This window comes from Dickeya ananatis (genome assembly GCF_019464615.1).
GTDB lineage: Bacteria > Pseudomonadota > Gammaproteobacteria > Enterobacterales > Enterobacteriaceae > Dickeya > Dickeya oryzae.
This window is the reverse complement of sequence record NZ_CP040816.1, coordinates 3,333,461-3,350,207: the sequence shown is the minus strand read 5'-3', so window position 1 is coordinate 3,350,207 and position 16,747 is coordinate 3,333,461. Positions and strand designations below refer to the sequence as shown.

General features: G+C 53.5%; 15 protein-coding genes. 8 read left to right on the top strand and 7 right to left on the bottom strand.

Annotated features, from left to right (window positions below; translation table 11 throughout):
* Nucleotides 1–17 precede the first annotated feature (17 nt).
* Nucleotides 18–1,700, top strand: a complete 1,683-nt coding sequence (fadK, locus tag FGI04_RS14825) for a medium-chain fatty-acid--CoA ligase (protein WP_342700044.1) — start codon at nucleotides 18–20, stop codon at nucleotides 1,698–1,700.
* Between the two features lie 169 nt (nucleotides 1,701–1,869).
* On the opposite strand, the gene FGI04_RS14820 is transcribed toward fadK, so the two are convergent.
* Nucleotides 1,870–2,154, bottom strand: coding sequence for a helix-turn-helix domain-containing protein (locus FGI04_RS14820; protein ID WP_407320934.1), 285 nt, complete (start codon nucleotides 2,152–2,154; stop codon nucleotides 1,870–1,872).
* A gap of 409 nt (nucleotides 2,155–2,563) precedes the next feature.
* Here FGI04_RS14820 and FGI04_RS14815 point away from each other — a divergent pair, with 409 nt between their 5' ends.
* The 5 genes from FGI04_RS14815 (at nucleotide 2,564) to cysM (ending at nucleotide 7,137) form a co-directional block, all read left to right on the top strand.
* Nucleotides 2,564–2,977 (top strand): GNAT family N-acetyltransferase, encoded by a 414-nt coding sequence (locus FGI04_RS14815; protein ID WP_342700042.1) that lies wholly within the window; start codon nucleotides 2,564–2,566, stop codon nucleotides 2,975–2,977.
* A 35-nt stretch (nucleotides 2,978–3,012) separates the two neighbouring features.
* Entirely contained in the window at nucleotides 3,013–3,702 is a 690-nt protein-coding gene (locus FGI04_RS14810) for a helix-turn-helix transcriptional regulator (protein ID WP_407336924.1), read from the top strand.
* A 15-nt stretch (nucleotides 3,703–3,717) separates the two neighbouring features.
* Nucleotides 3,718–5,013: a cytosine permease gene (locus tag FGI04_RS14805; RefSeq protein ID WP_342700041.1), complete on the top strand. Its 1,296-nt coding sequence runs from the start codon at nucleotides 3,718–3,720 to the stop codon at nucleotides 5,011–5,013.
* Between the two features lie 252 nt (nucleotides 5,014–5,265).
* Entirely contained in the window at nucleotides 5,266–6,165 is a 900-nt protein-coding gene (locus FGI04_RS14800; RefSeq protein ID WP_038903441.1) for a Dyp-type peroxidase, read from the top strand.
* Between the two features lie 90 nt (nucleotides 6,166–6,255).
* Entirely contained in the window at nucleotides 6,256–7,137 is an 882-nt protein-coding gene (gene cysM, locus FGI04_RS14795; RefSeq protein WP_407274631.1) for a cysteine synthase CysM, read from the top strand.
* A gap of 4 nt (nucleotides 7,138–7,141) precedes the next feature.
* On the opposite strand, the gene FGI04_RS14790 is transcribed toward cysM, so the two are convergent.
* Entirely contained in the window at nucleotides 7,142–9,091 is a 1,950-nt protein-coding gene (locus FGI04_RS14790) for a MacB family efflux pump subunit (protein ID WP_407336923.1), read from the bottom strand.
* 3 nt (nucleotides 9,092–9,094) lie between these two features.
* Nucleotides 9,095–10,312 carry an efflux RND transporter periplasmic adaptor subunit gene (locus FGI04_RS14785; protein WP_407336922.1) on the bottom strand — a complete coding sequence of 406 codons (1,218 nt, stop codon included), beginning with the start codon at nucleotides 10,310–10,312 and terminating at the stop codon, nucleotides 9,095–9,097.
* A 227-nt stretch (nucleotides 10,313–10,539) separates the two neighbouring features.
* On the opposite strand from FGI04_RS14785, the gene FGI04_RS14780 reads away from it, so the two are divergent.
* Both FGI04_RS14780 and FGI04_RS14775 read left to right on the top strand, forming a co-directional pair.
* Nucleotides 10,540–11,220, top strand: coding sequence for a response regulator transcription factor (locus tag FGI04_RS14780; protein ID WP_407274634.1), 681 nt, complete (start codon nucleotides 10,540–10,542; stop codon nucleotides 11,218–11,220).
* A gap of 2 nt (nucleotides 11,221–11,222) precedes the next feature.
* Nucleotides 11,223–12,641, top strand: coding sequence for an ATP-binding protein (locus FGI04_RS14775; protein WP_342700130.1), 1,419 nt, complete (start codon nucleotides 11,223–11,225; stop codon nucleotides 12,639–12,641).
* A 95-nt stretch (nucleotides 12,642–12,736) separates the two neighbouring features.
* Here FGI04_RS14775 and crr read toward each other — a convergent pair whose 3' ends face one another.
* The 4 genes from crr to cysK form a co-directional block, all read right to left on the bottom strand.
* Complete coding sequence (crr, locus tag FGI04_RS14770; RefSeq protein WP_012883547.1) at nucleotides 12,737–13,246, bottom strand: PTS glucose transporter subunit IIA; 510 nt, start codon at nucleotides 13,244–13,246, stop codon at nucleotides 12,737–12,739.
* Nucleotides 13,247–13,287: 41 nt separating this feature from the next.
* Nucleotides 13,288–15,015, bottom strand: coding sequence for a phosphoenolpyruvate-protein phosphotransferase PtsI (ptsI, locus tag FGI04_RS14765; RefSeq protein ID WP_168365006.1), 1,728 nt, complete (start codon nucleotides 15,013–15,015; stop codon nucleotides 13,288–13,290).
* A gap of 47 nt (nucleotides 15,016–15,062) precedes the next feature.
* Complete coding sequence (gene ptsH / locus FGI04_RS14760; RefSeq protein WP_012883549.1) at nucleotides 15,063–15,320, bottom strand: phosphocarrier protein Hpr; 258 nt, start codon at nucleotides 15,318–15,320, stop codon at nucleotides 15,063–15,065.
* A gap of 398 nt (nucleotides 15,321–15,718) precedes the next feature.
* Nucleotides 15,719–16,687: a cysteine synthase A gene (cysK, locus tag FGI04_RS14755; RefSeq protein WP_012883550.1), complete on the bottom strand. Its 969-nt coding sequence runs from the start codon at nucleotides 16,685–16,687 to the stop codon at nucleotides 15,719–15,721.
* Nucleotides 16,688–16,747: the final 60 nt, after the last annotated feature.

Here is a 16,747-nt window from a genome sequence, read left to right as displayed (position 1 = left end):
AAAACAGAGATAACATCATGACGGTCACAATAAAATTTAACGCCGAACGCCGCGAGCAGTATCGGCGGTTGGGATACTGGGGGGACGCGTCGCTTGGCGATTACTGGCACCAGTCGGTAAAGGCGGCACCTGACAAAATTGCCGTTATCGACAATCAAGGCGCGGCCTATACATACGCCGAACTGGACCGCGCTGCCGGGAGTCTGGCGGCGTATTTGCTGGCTTGCGGTATTACGCCCGGCGACCGGGTGGCGTTCCAGCTTCCCGGCTGGAACGAGTTCACGTTAATCTATCTGGCCTGCCTGAAAGTTGGCGCGGTATCGGTTCCGCTGCTGCCCGCCTACCGTGAGACGGAGTTGATCTGGACTCTCAACAAGAGTCAGGCGCGCATGTTGTTTGTGCCGACCTGGTTCAAAAACAGCAGCCCGCTGGAACTGATTACGCCATTGCGTGAGCAACTGCCGTATTTAGAGCATCTGGTAGCGGTGGATAAACTGGCGCCCGCAGCCTCGACGCCGGCGCTCAGCCAACTGTTGCAGGACTATCCACCGCTGGCGCAACCGGTCAGCGTCAACGGCGACGAACTGGCTGCGGTGTTGTTCACCTCCGGTACCGAAGGCGTACCCAAGGGGGTGATGCTGACCCACAACAATATTCTCGCCAGCGAGCGAGCTTACGCCGCTACCCTCAATCTGAACTGGCTGGACACCATCCTGATGCCAGCACCGCTGGCGCACGCGACGGGGTTTCTGCATGGCGTCACCCTGCCATTCTTGATCGGGGGCCGTAGTGTGCTGCTGGACATCTTCAATCCGACGCACTGCCTCACGTTACTGGAGCGGGAGCGCTGTACCTGCGTGCTGGGGGCGACGCCGTTCGTCTATGACTTGCTGTGTACCGTACAGCAGCACCCTTACGATCTGTCGTCACTGCGCTTTTTCCTGTGCGGAGGCACCACGATCCCGAAAAAAATCACCCGCGACTGTCTGCAAGCTGGCATCAAGCTGCTGAGTGTTTATGGTGCGACAGAAAGCTCGCCTCACGCCGTGGTTAAGCTGGATGATCCGCTGTCCCGCGTGGTTAATACCGATGGCACGGCTGTCGCTGGTGTTGAAATCCGGGTGGTTGATAAGTACCGGCAAACGGTACCTAGTGGTGATGAAGGGGAAGAGGCTTCCCGTGGCCCCCAGGTGTTTATGGGCTATCTGGACGAACCTGAACTGACGGCGAGAGCGCTGGACGACGAAGGCTGGTACTACAGTGGTGATTTGTGCCGTATGGATGAGGCGGGCTATATCAAGATCACCGGTCGGAAGAAGGACATTATTGTCCGTGGCGGTGAAAACATCAGCAGTCGGGAGGTGGAGGAAATTCTCTTGCAACACCCACGGGTGCGTGATGCGGGCGTTGTTGCCATGCCGGATGAGCGCCTGGGCGAACGTACCTGTGCCTATGTCGTACTGAAGGAACCCTACCATACGCTGATACTGGAAGAGGTGATCGCCTTTTTCGGCCGCAAGCGTGTCGCCAAGTATAAATACCCCGAGCATCTGGTGGTGATTGATCACCTGCCTCGCACCGCGTCAGGGAAAATCAGGAAATATCTATTGCGACAGGACATCATCCAGCGTTTGGGTCTGGTCGCGTCGCAAGCTGACACCACGGCGTCCGCGATTTCAGGTACCACCCTGCACGTATAACGCCGTCCCTGATGTGTGTCTATCTGGCAGGAATACGTTATCGCATTATTTGAATGCCTAACCCGGGGAACGTCTTCGGGTTAGGTTTTTACGTCATGCCAATGCTGAGCGTTTTTATTATTGAACGTTCCGAAAATAAGCGTGCTCTGTGTTTCTCAGCAATAACGTATTAACCTACAATGTGTCGGCTGGATTTGTTACGCATCAGCTTTTGACGATCAATTAGCGTATTGGTTTGCGGGTCATAATAGCGACTTGGCCAGATCTCTTCTGGGCCAATCCCCAATGTCCTGGCTATCAACAGCTCCCCTTTCGGCCAGGGACGGTATAAGGCATTAGACAGCGTGGCCGAAGATAATCCCGCCTGGCGTGAAACGGCTGATAAAGAGGTCCCCTTTTTCCTTAGTGCCGCAATGACATCTGCTGGATGCCAGTCAGTTTTCCTTATGTGCATGGTTTTTTCTCTGCTATATCTAACCGATTATTCTGAGTTTGAGAAATCTGAAAGGATTATCACAATTCAGTGCGAAGCATGATTTTCCGTGAAAGTTTTTATGCTATTAATTACTATTTTTATTATTTGATGAAAGTGGTTTCGGTTTCTGACTATTAATCTTTTTTCTTTTAAATGAAAGGTATCAGTATATAATGAATCATGTAAATAATTGGTGAGCTATCTTTACGTGTTTCCCTGGTGTGGGAATAATTGCGACCAATCAAAAAAGTTATTATTGTGGGTTTTCTATAGGGTAGCCTGCTGAAGCTAATTTTGAACGGGTAAAAAACACCCTTGATTTTCTCGACGAGTTTTGATTGAGCCTGACTACTACCCCATAAATACAAGTGGCATTAAGGAGCATAGTGTGAAATTACATGTAACGGATAAACCTAATCACAAGGAGCAGGAATATGTTATCGAGAGCTTGTGGAGACATAATGAAGATTATGAGCATGTAGATATTCGCCCGCTTTTTTTGCATTTCACCAATAACGAGGGGGAGATTATCGCGGGGTTGGTAGCCAGAACCTGGTGGGGAGGACTGGAAGTGCAGTATCTCTGGGTGGGTGATGAATATCGCAAGACAGGCTTAGGCAGTCAGCTCATGCGACAGGCTGAAGAAGAGGCTCTGGCGCGCGGATGCCATATGGCTTATGTTGATACCTTCAATTTTCAGGCTAAAGGGTTCTATGAAAAATTAGGGTATAAGGAGTATGGCTCACAACCTGATTATGCACATAAATATACCCGACATTACCTGGCGAAGCATATTGCCTGATATCAGACCGACTGATAAGGAATAGGGATAACAGGATGAATTTGTCGTTATCAGTGACAAGCGATTATATTGGTAATCTCATCACCCTGCTGGAGGGGCTAAACGAGCCTTGGGGGATAAAAGATTTGGCATCGCGTCATATTTACATGAATCGTGCCGCCCGCCTTTATACGGTAACGCCTGAAAAATTCGACATTGAAGGTCGGTTAGATGAGGAGTTTCCTGCCAGTTGGGCTGAGTTATCTGACGACTTTATCGAGCATGATAAGCGAACAGAAAACAGTGAACAACGAGTCTCAGTTATCGAAACCGATTACTGGTATGGTCGAAATGAACTCACGCCGTTCGTCAGTGAAAAAATTCCCATTTTTGACAGCGATAAAAAATGTATTGGTGTGATATGGAATGCCAAACCATTCAGTACATTATCGCCGTTAATTTATATCGATCAGAAAAAGCCATCGGTATTAAAGACGACGATTAATATTGATTTGTTTACTAAAACAGAGCTTGATGTGATTTTTTTGATGTTGCGTCGATTTTCCAGTAAAGAAATTGCCAGGAAATTTAACGTTTCTCATAAAACAATCGAAAATAGAATTTATAACATGTATCAGAAAGTCGGCGTTCACTCACTGAATCAATTCGAAGAGTATTGTCGGGATTGCGGTCTGGAGAGTTTTATACCTCATTCGCTGATCGCGAAAGGTATTTTATTTATTTAAGCAAGGATAGAGGTAATGGAAAATATTGATGATTACCCGGTAAGTCGGGTTCCACTGTCTGTTCGACTGCCGTTTTTCAATGTGGCGTTGGTGCATATAGGGATGCTGACCGCACTGGATCAGTTTATGTTGGGCGCGGTGCTGGGGCATTCGATGACACTCGGCGACGCTTTTCTGGCCATTGCCATCGGCAGTGCAATATTTGGCGTTGTAACGCTGGGGTTAGGTTACGCGGGCATGAAGGAAGGGTTGTCTGGGAGTTTGCTGGCGCGCTGGTGTGGGTTTGGCCGCATCGGTGCGGTATTTATCGGCGCTATTATCGCTGTCAGCCTGTTGGGGTGGTTCGGTGTGCAAAACGCCGTGTTTGCCAAATCACTCAACTTTGCACTGGGCGACCGATTGGGGTTCGGCTGGTCGGCCGCACTTTCTGGTTGTGCGTTGACGCTGTTGGTCACGTTTGGTTTTAGCGCGCTGCGGTATACCGCGAGAATTGCCGTGCCGCTGTTTATCATGGTCGTCGGTTATATTTCGTTTATGACGCTCACCGGCCACAACATTACCGAACTGCTGCAAAAGGGCGTGTCTGGTGAGGCCATATCCGTGAGTGCCGGGGCGACCATGGTGGTCGGCGGTTGCATTGTAGCGAGCCTGATTACCCCCGACATGACCCGTTACTCCCGTCGTGGGCGGCATGTTTTCTGGATTACCATGCTGTCGATTATTATCGGCGAATTTGTCGTTAACGGGCTGGCAATACTGATTGCTCGTGCGCTGAATACTGCTGACATTGTGACTATCATGTCGCAAACCGCGGGCGGTATCGGGCTGATTACCGTCATTTTCTCCACGTTGCGCATCAACGACATCAATTTGTATTCCTCATCGCTGGGGATTGCGAATGCGGTTGAGGGCATCACTGGTAGAAAGCTGAGCTATAAATCCATCACGTTACTGATAGGTTTCATCGGCACCTTCCTGTCGGTGATCGGTATTCTGGACCGGTTTGTGGATTTCCTGACCTTGTTGGGGGTGTTCTTCCCTCCGGTGATTGGCGTCATGCTGGTGGATTACTATATTTTGCGTACCAGCCGGACCGTGCTGGACGAAAGCCGCCAACGCGGTGAGTTGCCAGATGCCGCCAGTACGCCACCTATCGGCTGGTCGGCGATGATTGCCAGTCTGGCAGGGAGCGCCATTGGGTTGTTCACCGAATGGGGTGTTCCGGCCCTGAACTCGTTACTGGCAGCCAGTGTCGTGTATTGGGTCATCAAGGTGGTTGCCCCGGCACCGAAACCCGTTTACGCGGAGTAATCGGTAGTCTGTGATGATCATCCTTGCAAAAACAGTCACCTGCGATTTCTACCTTTATTGGTAAGGTTATCCTGTTATCGTCAACATCGTTTGATATGATGTGAATCCGATTGGGGCGTGCAGGTCGCGCCCCGTATTTTTTTGACGCAGTATTGAGATAGCCGTCCGGCATAGTTTTGTCAGCGTAATAGTTTTGTCGGCGTAATAGTCTTGTCGGCGTAAAAGAAACTGCACCGAGTGAGGAAGCAACAGATGACACAAATTCAAAGCGGTATTTTGCTGGAGCATCGCCGTTTTGCCATCTTCATGGAGGCTATGGTACAGGGCGAATTTGATGCCATCCGCCAGGGTTGCAAGAAGTTTTGTCAGGCGCTGACCGAGTTACAGCAGCGCTTCCCTGACGCGGGGCTCGGCGCGGTGATCGCATTTGGCTACGATGTCTGGCGTGAGCTGGACTGCGATAACAGCGCGCAGGAGCTAAAACCCTTCACGCCGTTGGGTAACGGGCTGGCTCCTGCGACCCAGCGCGATATGCTGATTCACATCCAGTCGCTGCGTCATGACGTCAATTTTTCACTGGCACAGGCGGTGCTGGCCGCGTTTGGCAACACCATCAACATCGAAGAAGAAACCCACGGTTTTCGTTGGGTGGAAGACCGCGACCTGAGCGGTTTTGTTGATGGTACCGAGAACCCGCAAGGCGATACGCGTCGCGATGTTGCCATCGTACCGGATGGTCAGGCAGGTGAGGGTGGCAGCTATGTGTTTGTTCAGCGCTGGGAGCATAATCTGCGCCAGTTGAACCGCATGAGCGTCGAACAGCAGGAACAGATGATCGGTCGCACGAAGCAAGACAATGAAGAGCTGTCGTCCGACGCGCGGCCGATAACCTCACACCTGAGCCGTGTCGATCTGAAAGAGGATGGCAAAGGGCTGAAGATTCTGCGCCAGAGCCTGCCCTATGGTACCGCCAGCGGTAAGCATGGCTTGTATTTCGCGGCGTATTGCGCGCGTCTTCACAATATTGAACAGCAATTGTTGAGCATGTTCGGCGACCGTGACGGCAAACGTGACGAGATGCTGCGTTTTACCCGTGCAGTCAGCGGTAGCTACTTCTTCGCGCCTTCTCTTGATCGTTTGCTATCGCTATAACAGAATCCGGTTTTGCTACGAGTGACAAACAGGCACTGCATCGCGGTGCCTGTTTTTTTGGCGACGCCTGACGTCGTGCGGAGAGAGAAAGTGAGTACGCTTGAACACTGCGTCGGCAATACGCCGTTGATCAAATTACAACGTCTGGCGGCGCATACCGGCAGCGAAATCTGGTTGAAGCTGGAGGGCAATAACCCGGCCGGGTCGGTAAAAGACAGGGCGGCGTTGTCGATGATTCAGCAGGCGGAACGCCGGGGCGAGATAGCCCCCGGAGACAGGTTGATTGAGGCGACCAGCGGGAATACCGGCATTGCACTGGCGATGGTGGCAGCGATGAAAGGTTACCGACTACGGTTACTGATGCCGGAAAACATGAGTCGGGAACGTCAGGATGCGATGCGCGCCTACGGCGCGGAGCTACTGCTGGTCAGCCGAGAGCAGGGGATGGAGGGCGCGCGTGATCTGGCCCGGCAAATGGCGCAGGCTGGCGAGGGCGTGCTGCTCGATCAGTTCAACAATCCGGATAATCCGCTGGCGCATTTCACCACCACCGGCCCGGAAATCTGGCGGCAAACCGAAGGGCGACTCACCCACTTCGTGTCCTGTATGGGGACCACCGGCACCATCACCGGCGTGAGCCGTTACCTGAAAAGCCAGAGCGATACGGTTTGCACTGTGGGCCTGCAACCACAAGACGGTAGCCAGATTCCGGGGATCCGCCGCTGGTCGCCGGACTACATGCCGGGCATCTTTCAGCCACAGCTGGTTGACCGAATTATGGATATATCGCAGCAGGAGGCGGAAAGCACCATGCAGCAACTGGCGCGCTTGGAAGGCGTTTTCTGCGGCGTCAGCTCCGGCGGGGCGGTAGCCGGGGCGCTGCGTATCGCCGCCGAACACCCCGGCAGTCTGGTGGTGACGGTGGTGTGCGATCGCGGCGATCGCTATCTGTCTACCGGTGTGTTTGGCTGACGTGCTACTCGCGCTCCAGCGCGTGGATCGGCTGCAGCCGTGCCGCCCGTCTGGCCGGGAAGAAGCCGAAAATCACACCAATCAGGCTGGAACATAAGAACGCCGCCACCATAGCGGTGGCTGAATAAACGAAAGTCACACCGCTGAGGTGGCTGGCGAGGGTGCCAGCCAGAACCGACAGCAGCATACCCAACACGCCACCGCACAGGCACACCAGCACCGCTTCGATCAGAAATTGCTGCATAATGTCGCCGGTACGTGCGCCGACCGCCATGCGCACGCCTATCTCCCGCGTGCGCTCGGTGACAGACACCAGCATGATATTCATGACACCAATACCGCCTACAATCAGCGAAATCAGTGCAATGGCGGATACCAATAGCGTCATGGTGACTGTCGTCTGCTGAATCGTCTGGCGAATGGTATCGGTATTCATGACGAAGAAATCTTTGCTGCCGTGCTGACGTATCAGGATTTGGGTGATGCCTTGCTGTGCCACACTCAGATCAATGTTGTCTTTGACCCGAACGGTAATGCTGCGCAGGTACGACTGACCGACCATACGGCGCATGACGGTAGTATAAGGCACCCAAATATTCAGGTTTTCATCGCTGCCGAAGCCGGACTGTTTGCGGGTGGCGACACCAATAATGCGACAAGGCAACTGGTCGAGAAAAATCACCTGTCCCAGTGGGTTCTCACCATGAGGAAACAGTGTGTTGCGGGTATTCTGGTCGATAACCGCCTCTTGCGTCAGGCGCTCGACGCTGAGCGGTGAAAACCCACTCCCTTGCGACAAGATATAGCCACGTACCGTAAAAAATTGCTCGCCTACGCCATTCACGCTGACCGAGACGGCGTGACTGGCATAACGCAGCGTAGCCGAGGTCGAAACGGTGGGGGTTACGCTGTGAATATAAGGCTGCTGTTCCAGTGGCGGTAGATCGTGACTGCGTAGGGTTTGGATAGCGGCAGAACGCATGTCACCAAAATCTTTGCCGGGAAAAATCTCCAGCGTACTGGTCCCCATCGCATTGATGTGTTCCAGCACCTGTTGTTGCGACCCTTTGCCGAGTGCGACCACCGAGACGACCGAGGCAATACCGATGATAATCCCCAGCATCGTCAGGAAAGTACGCATCCGCTGTGCGTTCATGGCGCGTAACGCCATCCTGAACGCATTTTGCAACCGGTCATACCCGCGGGTCAGCGTTCTGCCCGGCTGATGCGCTGGGGTGGTTGTCGGACTGCGTTTCATCCCTCGTGCTGTAGTGTGGTGGTCGGCCACGATTTCACCGTCGTGAAGCTCGATGATGCGTTCGGCCTGTTGGGCGATGCGTTTGTCGTGCGTCACCAATACGATAGTATGACCTTGCTGGTGTAGTTCGCGCAGGATGGATAAGACGTCTTCGCCGCTGGCGCTATCGAGCGCGCCGGTCGGCTCATCGGCCAGAATCACCTGACCACCGTTGATAAGCGCGCGGGCGATACTGACGCGTTGTTGCTGACCGCCTGACAGTTGGTTGGGCGTATCCTGCAAACGCCCGGCCAGACCCAGTCTTGCCAGCAGGGCGGCGGCGCGCGCCCGGCGTTCGTGGCGGGGTTGACCGGCATAGACCGCCGGCATTTCTACGTTATCGCCGACGTTCAAATCATTTAACAGGTGATAGCGTTGAAAGATGAACCCGAAATGCTCGCGGCGTAATGCGGCAAGCTGGTCATCATCTCGCGTCAGGGTCGATACTCCCGCGACCTGGTAGTCCCCTTGCGTGGGTTTATCCAGACACCCAAGGATATTCATCAACGTGGATTTTCCAGACCCGGATGCACCGACGATCGCCACCATTTCACCCGCGTTAATCGTCAGGTTGATGTTTTTCAGTACATCGACGCCGAGTTCACCGTGGGTAAAGCGGCGGTGAACCTGACGTAATACCAGCAGCGGTGTGCTCATGGCTTAAAACCCCATCGGCGGCGGCGGTGACGAGGTACGGTTACTGGCGCTGGCTAACTGCTGGCTTATCACGACCTCTTCACCGGGTTGTACGCCGGAGAGCAACTGGATATACGCGCTGTCGCTGATGCCGGGCGTGACTTCGCGCCATTGTGGTGGGCTTTGTGGCCGAACCACCTGAACAAACCATTTACCCTGGCGGTTCTGCAACGCACTGATCGGTACTACAGTGGCGTGTTTTGCTTCGGATAAGAGAATGTAGACCTGTGCAGTCATGGATATACGCAAGGTTTCATCCGGGTTGGCGACATCGAATAACCCGTTGTAGTAGATGGCGGAACTGGAGGAACTGCTGCTGGTGCTACTGCTGCTGGTTCGGCTACTGCTGGTCGTGCTGCTATCGCTGCTGATGGATTCTGGCGCGGGTTCAATCGCGCGTAGCACCGCCTGATAGCGCTGACGCGGATTGCCGAGGATTGTGAACCAGACCGGCATGCCAGTCTTGACGTTGATAACGTCAGCTTCTGATATTTTGGCCTCGATAGTCATGGTGTCGAGGCTGGCTATTTTGGCGATGGTCGGCGCGCTTTGCACGGCGTTAACGGTTTGCCCTTGTTCGACGGGTAGCGCCACCACTGTGCCCGCTATCGGCGAGACGATTTTGGTATAAGCCAGATTGACCTGTGCGGTATTCACGGCGATCTTCGCCCGCACGATCTGCGCCTCCAGCGCGTGGATATCAGCCTCGGTGGCTTCCAGTGTTGTCTGGGCGCTGTCGTAATCGGCCTGCACCCCAACGCCGGTTTGCATCAGGCGTTGCTGACGTTGCCAGTTACGCTGGTTGTTGCGTAGCGTTGCCAGTTTGGAGGCCAACTGCGCCTGGATATTATCCAGCGCCGCTTTGCTGTCTTGCAGGGTGTTTTGTTGCGTCAGATCGTCGATGTCGGCCAGCAACTGGCCCTGTTTTACCTTATCGCCCAGTGCAACGTGCAAGGCTTTAATCTGCCCGGAAACCTGTGCGCCGACGCTGACCAGCTTGCGGGCATTCACCGTGCCGTCGGCGAGTACCGTTTGTTGCAGGTCACGAACATCTACCGCCGCCGTAATATAATTTTTTGCAGGCGCGGGCCTTAACAGATGAATGGCGACGAAGAACGCGATGGCGACAGGTAACAATAATAGCCACCAGACACGGCGGCCGGTGCAAAGAGGGTATTTCATCAAAACGAACGCATCCTTGACTGAGTAAATTGCCGATACAACCAACGTGGGCAACACACGTGGCGTGTCACTGACCAGTGAAATCAGGGCTGGGTATAATTTACCTGTCCTTCGGCTTTACCGGCGTTATGTTTTGAACGGCAAAAGGTAAGGATTCCGTAAATACTGCTGCGCAGATTGCGACCAGCCCTGACAATAAGGGCGGTAACAATGCATGGGAAGAACGTATGAAAATTTTACTGGTAGACGATGACGCTGAACTGGGGAACATGTTGTGTGAATACCTCACGGCGGAGGGGTTTAGTACTTCACAGGTCATGACCGGCAAGGAAGGGATAGACGGCGCCATGTCCAGTCAGTATACCGCGATGATTTTGGACATCATGTTGCCTGACATGAGCGGGATTGACGTGCTGCGGCAAGTGCGTCGGAATCACGCGATTCCCATCATTATGCTGACGGCCAAAGGCGATAATATCGATCGCGTTATTGGGCTGGAAATGGGGGCGGATGACTATGTGCCGAAACCCTGTTATCCGCGGGAACTGGTGGCGCGTTTGCGCGCGGTGCTACGCCGTTATGAAGATAAGTCGGAAAAAAACGAAGACGCCGGGACAGTGAGCTATGGCGACCTGGTGGTGTGCCCGTCTACACGCAGCAGCGAGTGGCGTGGCAAGGTGTTTGATCTCACCGCGTCGGAATTCAACCTGCTGGAACTGCTGATGCGTTCGTCGAGCCGGGTCGTGACCAAGGATGAACTGTCGGAGAAATGTCTGGGGCGTCGCCGTGAGGCTTATGACCGCAGTGTGGATGTCCACATCAGTAATATTCGTCAGAAACTGGCCGCGCTGGATGAGTGTAACCTGACCATCGAGACCGTGCGCAGCGTTGGTTATCGGATCCGTTAATGATGCATGGAAGGCTGTTCTGGAAGATCCTGCTGGGACTGTGGCTGACGTTCTTCGTCATTTCGCAGCTATTGTGGGTGGGGTTCTCATTTTACGGCGAGCGCCCCGAGCCACCGGAAATGCGTCAGGTCAAATATACCGCGTCGTTTCAAATGGCATTGGCGGTACAGGCGTTGCGTCAGGGAGGAATGGCTGAACTGGGGCACACGCTGGCCGACTGGCCGAAGAACGAGCGTGTTTATATCAATGTGTCGGTTGTCGGTGATAACGACACGGGCAATCTCGAACCCTTGCCGGGCATGGGAATGCCGGATGAGCCGCCTCACCCGGGCAGGGTGGGCTTTGGGCCTCCGCCAGAGTCAGGACGCTTTTCAGACCGAGCGGATCAGGCGTTGCAGCAGGTTGTGGACGGCCCCGACGGGCAGCGTTACCGGGTGAGTTTCGATATTGCGCGCTGGCGGCATGATGTGATGCCGAAGGAGCCCCCGGCGTCGCTGCCGTTTTTCCTGCATTTGCCGCCGCCGATGATCTGGATTGGCGCACTAGGTGGGTTGCTGTTTAGCGCGATGCTGGCATGGAATCTGGCGCGTCCGCTTGGGCGGTTGCGGGCGAGCTTCGAGCAGGTGGCGCAGGGTGACCTGTCGGTACGGCTTTATCCGTCTATGCGACGCCGTCATGATGAGATTGGCGATGTGGCTCGTGACTTTGACGCGATGGTCAGCCGTTTGTCGATACTGGTGAGTGCGCGCGAGCAACTGCTGCACGACGTTTCCCATGAGTTGCGATCGCCGCTGGCCCGGTTACAACTGGCGATAGGGCTGGCGCGCCAGAACCCCGACAACGTGGAAAACGCGTTACAGCGTATGGAGCGTGAAGCCGAACGCATGGATAAGATGATAGGCGAGGTGTTGACGCTCTCCCGTGCTGAGAACCATATGGCTAATAGCCATGCCGTCAATAGTGACGAGTATTTTGACCTGCTCGGGTTAGTGAACGCGGTGGTCAACGATGCCCGCTATGAAGCGCAGGTGCCAGGGGTCGATATTGCGTTAAGCCCCGGTGAATACGACGATTATACCGTTAAGGGCTCGGCGGAATTGATGCGGCACGCATTGGATAACATCATCCGTAATGCCTTGCGCTTCTCGTCACGTGGTCAACAGGTGCTGGTGACCTTGTCCCGGGATGAGAAAGAGTGGTGCATCGGCGTGGCCGATAGCGGCCCGGGAGTGGATGCGAGTAAGCTCTCCAGCATTTTCGACCCGTTTATGCGTATCGATTCGCCGCAGTCGGGCAAAGGGTATGGGCTGGGGCTGGCGATAGCCCGGAAGGCGGTGGTGGCGCATGGCGGCCGTATTGAGGCGGAGAATCGTCAGCAGGGCGGATTGCAGATCCATATTTGCATTCCACGCTGGCAGTAAGCGCTGTGTGGTGCGTAAGCTCGCTGGCGAGAGAAACGATTGAGCGATAAAGCAAAACGGCACCCGAAGGTGCCGTTTGTCATGAGGATGTGCGGTTATTTCTTGATACGAATAACCGGGGTTTCCCCCACAACCACGGTGCCGCTCAGCTTAGTCAGTTCTTTAATCTCATCCATGTTAGAGATAACAACTGGCGTCAGAGTGGACTTGGCTTTCTCTTCCAGCAACGGCAGATCAAACTCGATCACGACGTCACCTTTCTTGACACGCTGTCCTTCTTCGGCGATACGTTTAAAGCCTTCGCCTTTCAGTTCAACGGTATCAATACCGAAGTGAACGAACAGTTCGATACCCGTGTCTGATTCAATAGAAAAAGCATGGTTGGTTTCGAAGATTTTACCGATGGTGCCATCTACCGGCGCAACCATCTTGTTACCGCTAGGTTTGATAGCGATACCATCGCCGACGATCTTCTCAGCGAAGACAACATCAGGCACGTCTTCGATATTGACGATTTCACCGGATAACGGGGCAATGATTTCGATGCTGCCGGTTTCTTTCTTATCATCAGAAACCAGAGATTTCAGTTTATCGAACAAACCCATGATTTTCTCCTAAGCATTAATATTGGGTCAGCACAGCGGTATCAGCAAAGCGTCTTTTCTTTAATGAACCGGCTTACCAGACTGCTTAACTCTTCTGCTGTCGGCTGGGCTAATGCCTGCTCCGCCAGCGCTTTCGCATCTTCGTAGTTGGCATTGCGAATAATTTTCTTGATGCGAGGAATCGAGATGGCACTCATGCTGAACTCATCCAGACCCATTCCCAGCAGCAGTAGTGTAGCACGTTCGTCACCTGCTAGTTCACCGCACATGCCAGTCCACTTGCCTTCGGCATGGGAAGCGTCGATTACCTGCTTAATCAGGGTCAACACGGCCGGAGACATCGGGTTATAGAGATGAGAAATCAGCTCGTTCCCACGATCTACCGCCAGAGTATACTGGGTTAAGTCATTTGTCCCAATACTAAAGAAGTCAACTTCCTTCGCCAGATGATGGGCGATGGCCGCTGCGGCCGGGGTTTCCACCATCACGCCGACTTCGATGGTTTCATCAAATGCTTTGTTTTCGGCACGCAACTGGGCTTTAAGCATCTCCAGTTCGGCTTTCAGGGTACGCACTTCTTCTACCGAAATGATCATCGGGAACATGATGCGCAATTTACCAAACGCGGAGGCACGCAGAATGGCGCGCAGCTGCGAATGCAGGATTTCTTTGCGATCGAGACAGATACGAATCGCACGCCAGCCGAGGAACGGGTTCTCTTCTTTCGGCAGGTCCATGTACGGCAGGTCTTTGTCACCACCGATATCCATGGTACGCACGATAACCGCCTGAGCGCCCATCGCTTCCGCGACGGCTTTGTACGCCTGGAACTGCTCTTCTTCGGTCGGCAGGGCATCGCGGTCCATAAACAGGAACTCGGTGCGATACAGGCCCACGCCTTCGGCACCGTTACGTTCAGCACCGGCGATGTCGCGGACTGTACCGATGTTCGCGCACACTTCAACTTCATGACCGTCCAGTGTAATAGCCGGCAGATCTTTGAGTTTAGCGAGCTCGTATTTCTCGGTGTTGTACTGCTCCTGAACGGCTTTAAGCTGCTCAATTGTGGCCTGATCAGGATTCAGGTAAATCTTGTTGTTTACCCCATCCAGAATAACGAAATCGCCATTCTTGATTTTCTGGGTAGCGTCGGTCGTCCCAACGATGGCAGGCAGCTCCAGTGAGCGAGCCATGATGGAGGTGTGGGAGGTACGGCCGCCGATATCGGTAATGAAACCCAGCACTTTGTTCAGGTTCAACTGTGCGGTTTCAGACGGGGTCAGATCTTTGGCGATCAGGATAACCTCGTCCTGAATGTCACCCAGATCAACGATATGCATGCCCAGGATGTTTTTCAGCAGGCGCTTGCCGATATCGCGCATGTCTGCAGCGCGCTCTTTCAGGTATTCGTCATCGAGTTCTTCCAGCGCTTTCGCCTGGGTTTCGATGACGGAAAACGCCGCCGCGTCCGCAGACGCATGCTCGTCTTTAATCAGGGAAATGATTTCCTGCTCGAACTCTTCATCTTCCAACAGCATGATATGCCCTTCGAAGATGGCTTCTTTCTCTGGCCCCAGCGTCTCGGCGGCTTTTTGCTTGATAGCCTCCAACTGCTGTGACGCTTTGGCGCGACCAGTCAGGAAGAGTTCGATTTCCTGCTCGACCTGGTCTGCGGAGATTTTTTTCCGGTTGATGACAATCTCATCATCTTTCAGTAGCAGCGCCTTACCAAAAGCGATACCCGGTGATACTAATATGCCTGAAATCATAACCCTACCTTACTTGATCCTGATGTTCACTAAAGAGAGCGGGCCGTTTACTCAAGCTCAGCCATCAGTTTAACCAGATGTTCAACGGCTTGCTGTTCGTCTTCGCCTTCAGCTGAAATCGTGACGACAGTGCCCTGAGTCAGACCCAGGGTCTGCAACTTGAACAGGCTTTTCGCGCTGGCGCTTTTACCGTTAGAGGTGACGTTGATTTCAGAGGTAAAGCCTTTAGCTTCTTTCACGAACTGTGCGGCAGGGCGAGTATGCAGGCCATTCGGTGCGGTAATCGTTACTTCTTGCTTGAACATTCTGTTTTCCCCAACTTGTTGGATTAGGTTCATGTTGTGGAACTAAAGTTTAGTGTATCTACTGAACTTTAGCCTGTTTGGTTGCCCTGAATGGGTCAAGGCAGGCCGGGATGCGGTAAAGGGAAACGGAATGCGCTTACCCCTGGCTCAAATCGGTAATGCTCCTTGTTCTTGCGTTGATGAAACGTCCGGCCCTGCTGCTTCATGTCACAAGAATGATATCCGTATGTGGAGCGTCGATAGATATTAATTTCACGCATCAAAATAATTGTCCGGTTAAATACTAAACCTGACGGTGAAAAGCAATGAGCAAGTAACAGAAAGTTTGAACTCTGCCACAAAAAAGCACCCCGCAGGGTGCTTTTTTAACTTTTGAATCACATTTTCGAGTGCCGGGATTACTGCTGTAATTCCTGTTCGGTGAACAAATCAGCAAATAACGCGGTGCTGAGGTAACGCTCGCCAGAGGATGGCAGAATCACCACGATGGTTTTGTTGGCGAATTCTTCTTCTTTTAACAGGTTAAGTGCCGCGGCCACCGCCGCACCGGAAGAAATCCCGGCCAGAATGCCTTCTTCTTCCATCAAACGACGGGCCGTGGTGATAGCCTCTTCGTTGGTAATGCGCTCAACGCGGTCGACCAGTTTCAGGTCCAGGTTGGCAGGAATGAAACCGGCACCGATCCCCTGAATCTTGTGCGGGCCGGGTTTGATTTCTTCGCCGGCCAGTGCCTGGGTGATAACCGGGGAGTCTGTCGGTTCGACAGCCACAGAAATGATCGCTTTACCTTTGGTTTGCTTGATATAACGGCTGACGCCCGTCAGCGTACCACCTGTACCCACACCAGCAATGAACACGTCGACTTCGCCGTCGGTGTCTTCCCAGATTTCCGGGCCGGTGGTTTTCTCATGAATTTCCGGGTTGGCCGGGTTGCTGAACTGCTGCAGCAGCAGGTAATGCTCTGGGTCGCTGGCTACAATCTCTTCGGCTTTGGCGATAGCGCCTTTCATGCCTTTGGCACCTTCGGTCAGCACCAGATTGGCACCCAGCGCTTTGAGCAGCTTACGGCGCTCCAGACTCATGGTTTCCGGCATGGTCAGTGTCAGTTTGTAGCCGCGCGCTGCCGCCACATACGCCAGTGCGATGCCCGTGTTACCGCTGGTCGGCTCTACGAGTTCGACACCGGGCTTCAATACGCCGCGTTTTTCGGCATCCCAAATCAGATTGGCACCGATACGGCATTTGACGCTGAAGCTCGGGTTACGTGACTCCACCTTAGCCAGAATACGCCCATTGCCGATGCGATTCAGACGAACCAGCGGCGTATGGCCGATAGTGAAAGAATTGTCTTCGTAGATCTTACTCATAGCCCGTCCTTAATAACTGTATGAAATTTTTGCGAACCTCAAAGAGAATACTCGTTCGGG

Bases quoted from the DNA above. Each gene is read 5' to 3' on its own strand.
- fadK (WP_342700044.1), top strand. From the start codon at position 18: ATGACGGTCACAATAAAATTTAACGCCGAACGCCGCGAGCAGTATCGG.
- FGI04_RS14810 (WP_407336924.1), top strand. From the start codon at position 3,013: ATGAATTTGTCGTTATCAGTGACAAGCGATTATATTGGTAATCTCATC.
- FGI04_RS14785 (WP_407336922.1), bottom strand. From the start codon at position 10,312: ATGAAATACCCTCTTTGCACCGGCCGCCGTGTCTGGTGGCTATTATTG.
- ptsH (WP_012883549.1), bottom strand. From the start codon at position 15,320: ATGTTCAAGCAAGAAGTAACGATTACCGCACCGAATGGCCTGCATACT.
- FGI04_RS14800 (WP_038903441.1), top strand. From the start codon at position 5,266: ATGACACAAATTCAAAGCGGTATTTTGCTGGAGCATCGCCGTTTTGCC.
- crr (WP_012883547.1), bottom strand. From the start codon at position 13,246: ATGGGTTTGTTCGATAAACTGAAATCTCTGGTTTCTGATGATAAGAAA.
- FGI04_RS14805 (WP_342700041.1), top strand. From the start codon at position 3,718: ATGGAAAATATTGATGATTACCCGGTAAGTCGGGTTCCACTGTCTGTT.
- FGI04_RS14820 (WP_407320934.1), bottom strand. From the start codon at position 2,154: ATGCACATAAGGAAAACTGACTGGCATCCAGCAGATGTCATTGCGGCA.
- ptsI (WP_168365006.1), bottom strand. From the start codon at position 15,015: ATGATTTCAGGCATATTAGTATCACCGGGTATCGCTTTTGGTAAGGCG.
- FGI04_RS14780 (WP_407274634.1), top strand. From the start codon at position 10,540: ATGAAAATTTTACTGGTAGACGATGACGCTGAACTGGGGAACATGTTG.
- cysK (WP_012883550.1), bottom strand. From the start codon at position 16,687: ATGAGTAAGATCTACGAAGACAATTCTTTCACTATCGGCCATACGCCG.
- FGI04_RS14790 (WP_407336923.1), bottom strand. From the start codon at position 9,091: ATGAGCACACCGCTGCTGGTATTACGTCAGGTTCACCGCCGCTTTACC.
- FGI04_RS14775 (WP_342700130.1), top strand. From the start codon at position 11,223: ATGCATGGAAGGCTGTTCTGGAAGATCCTGCTGGGACTGTGGCTGACG.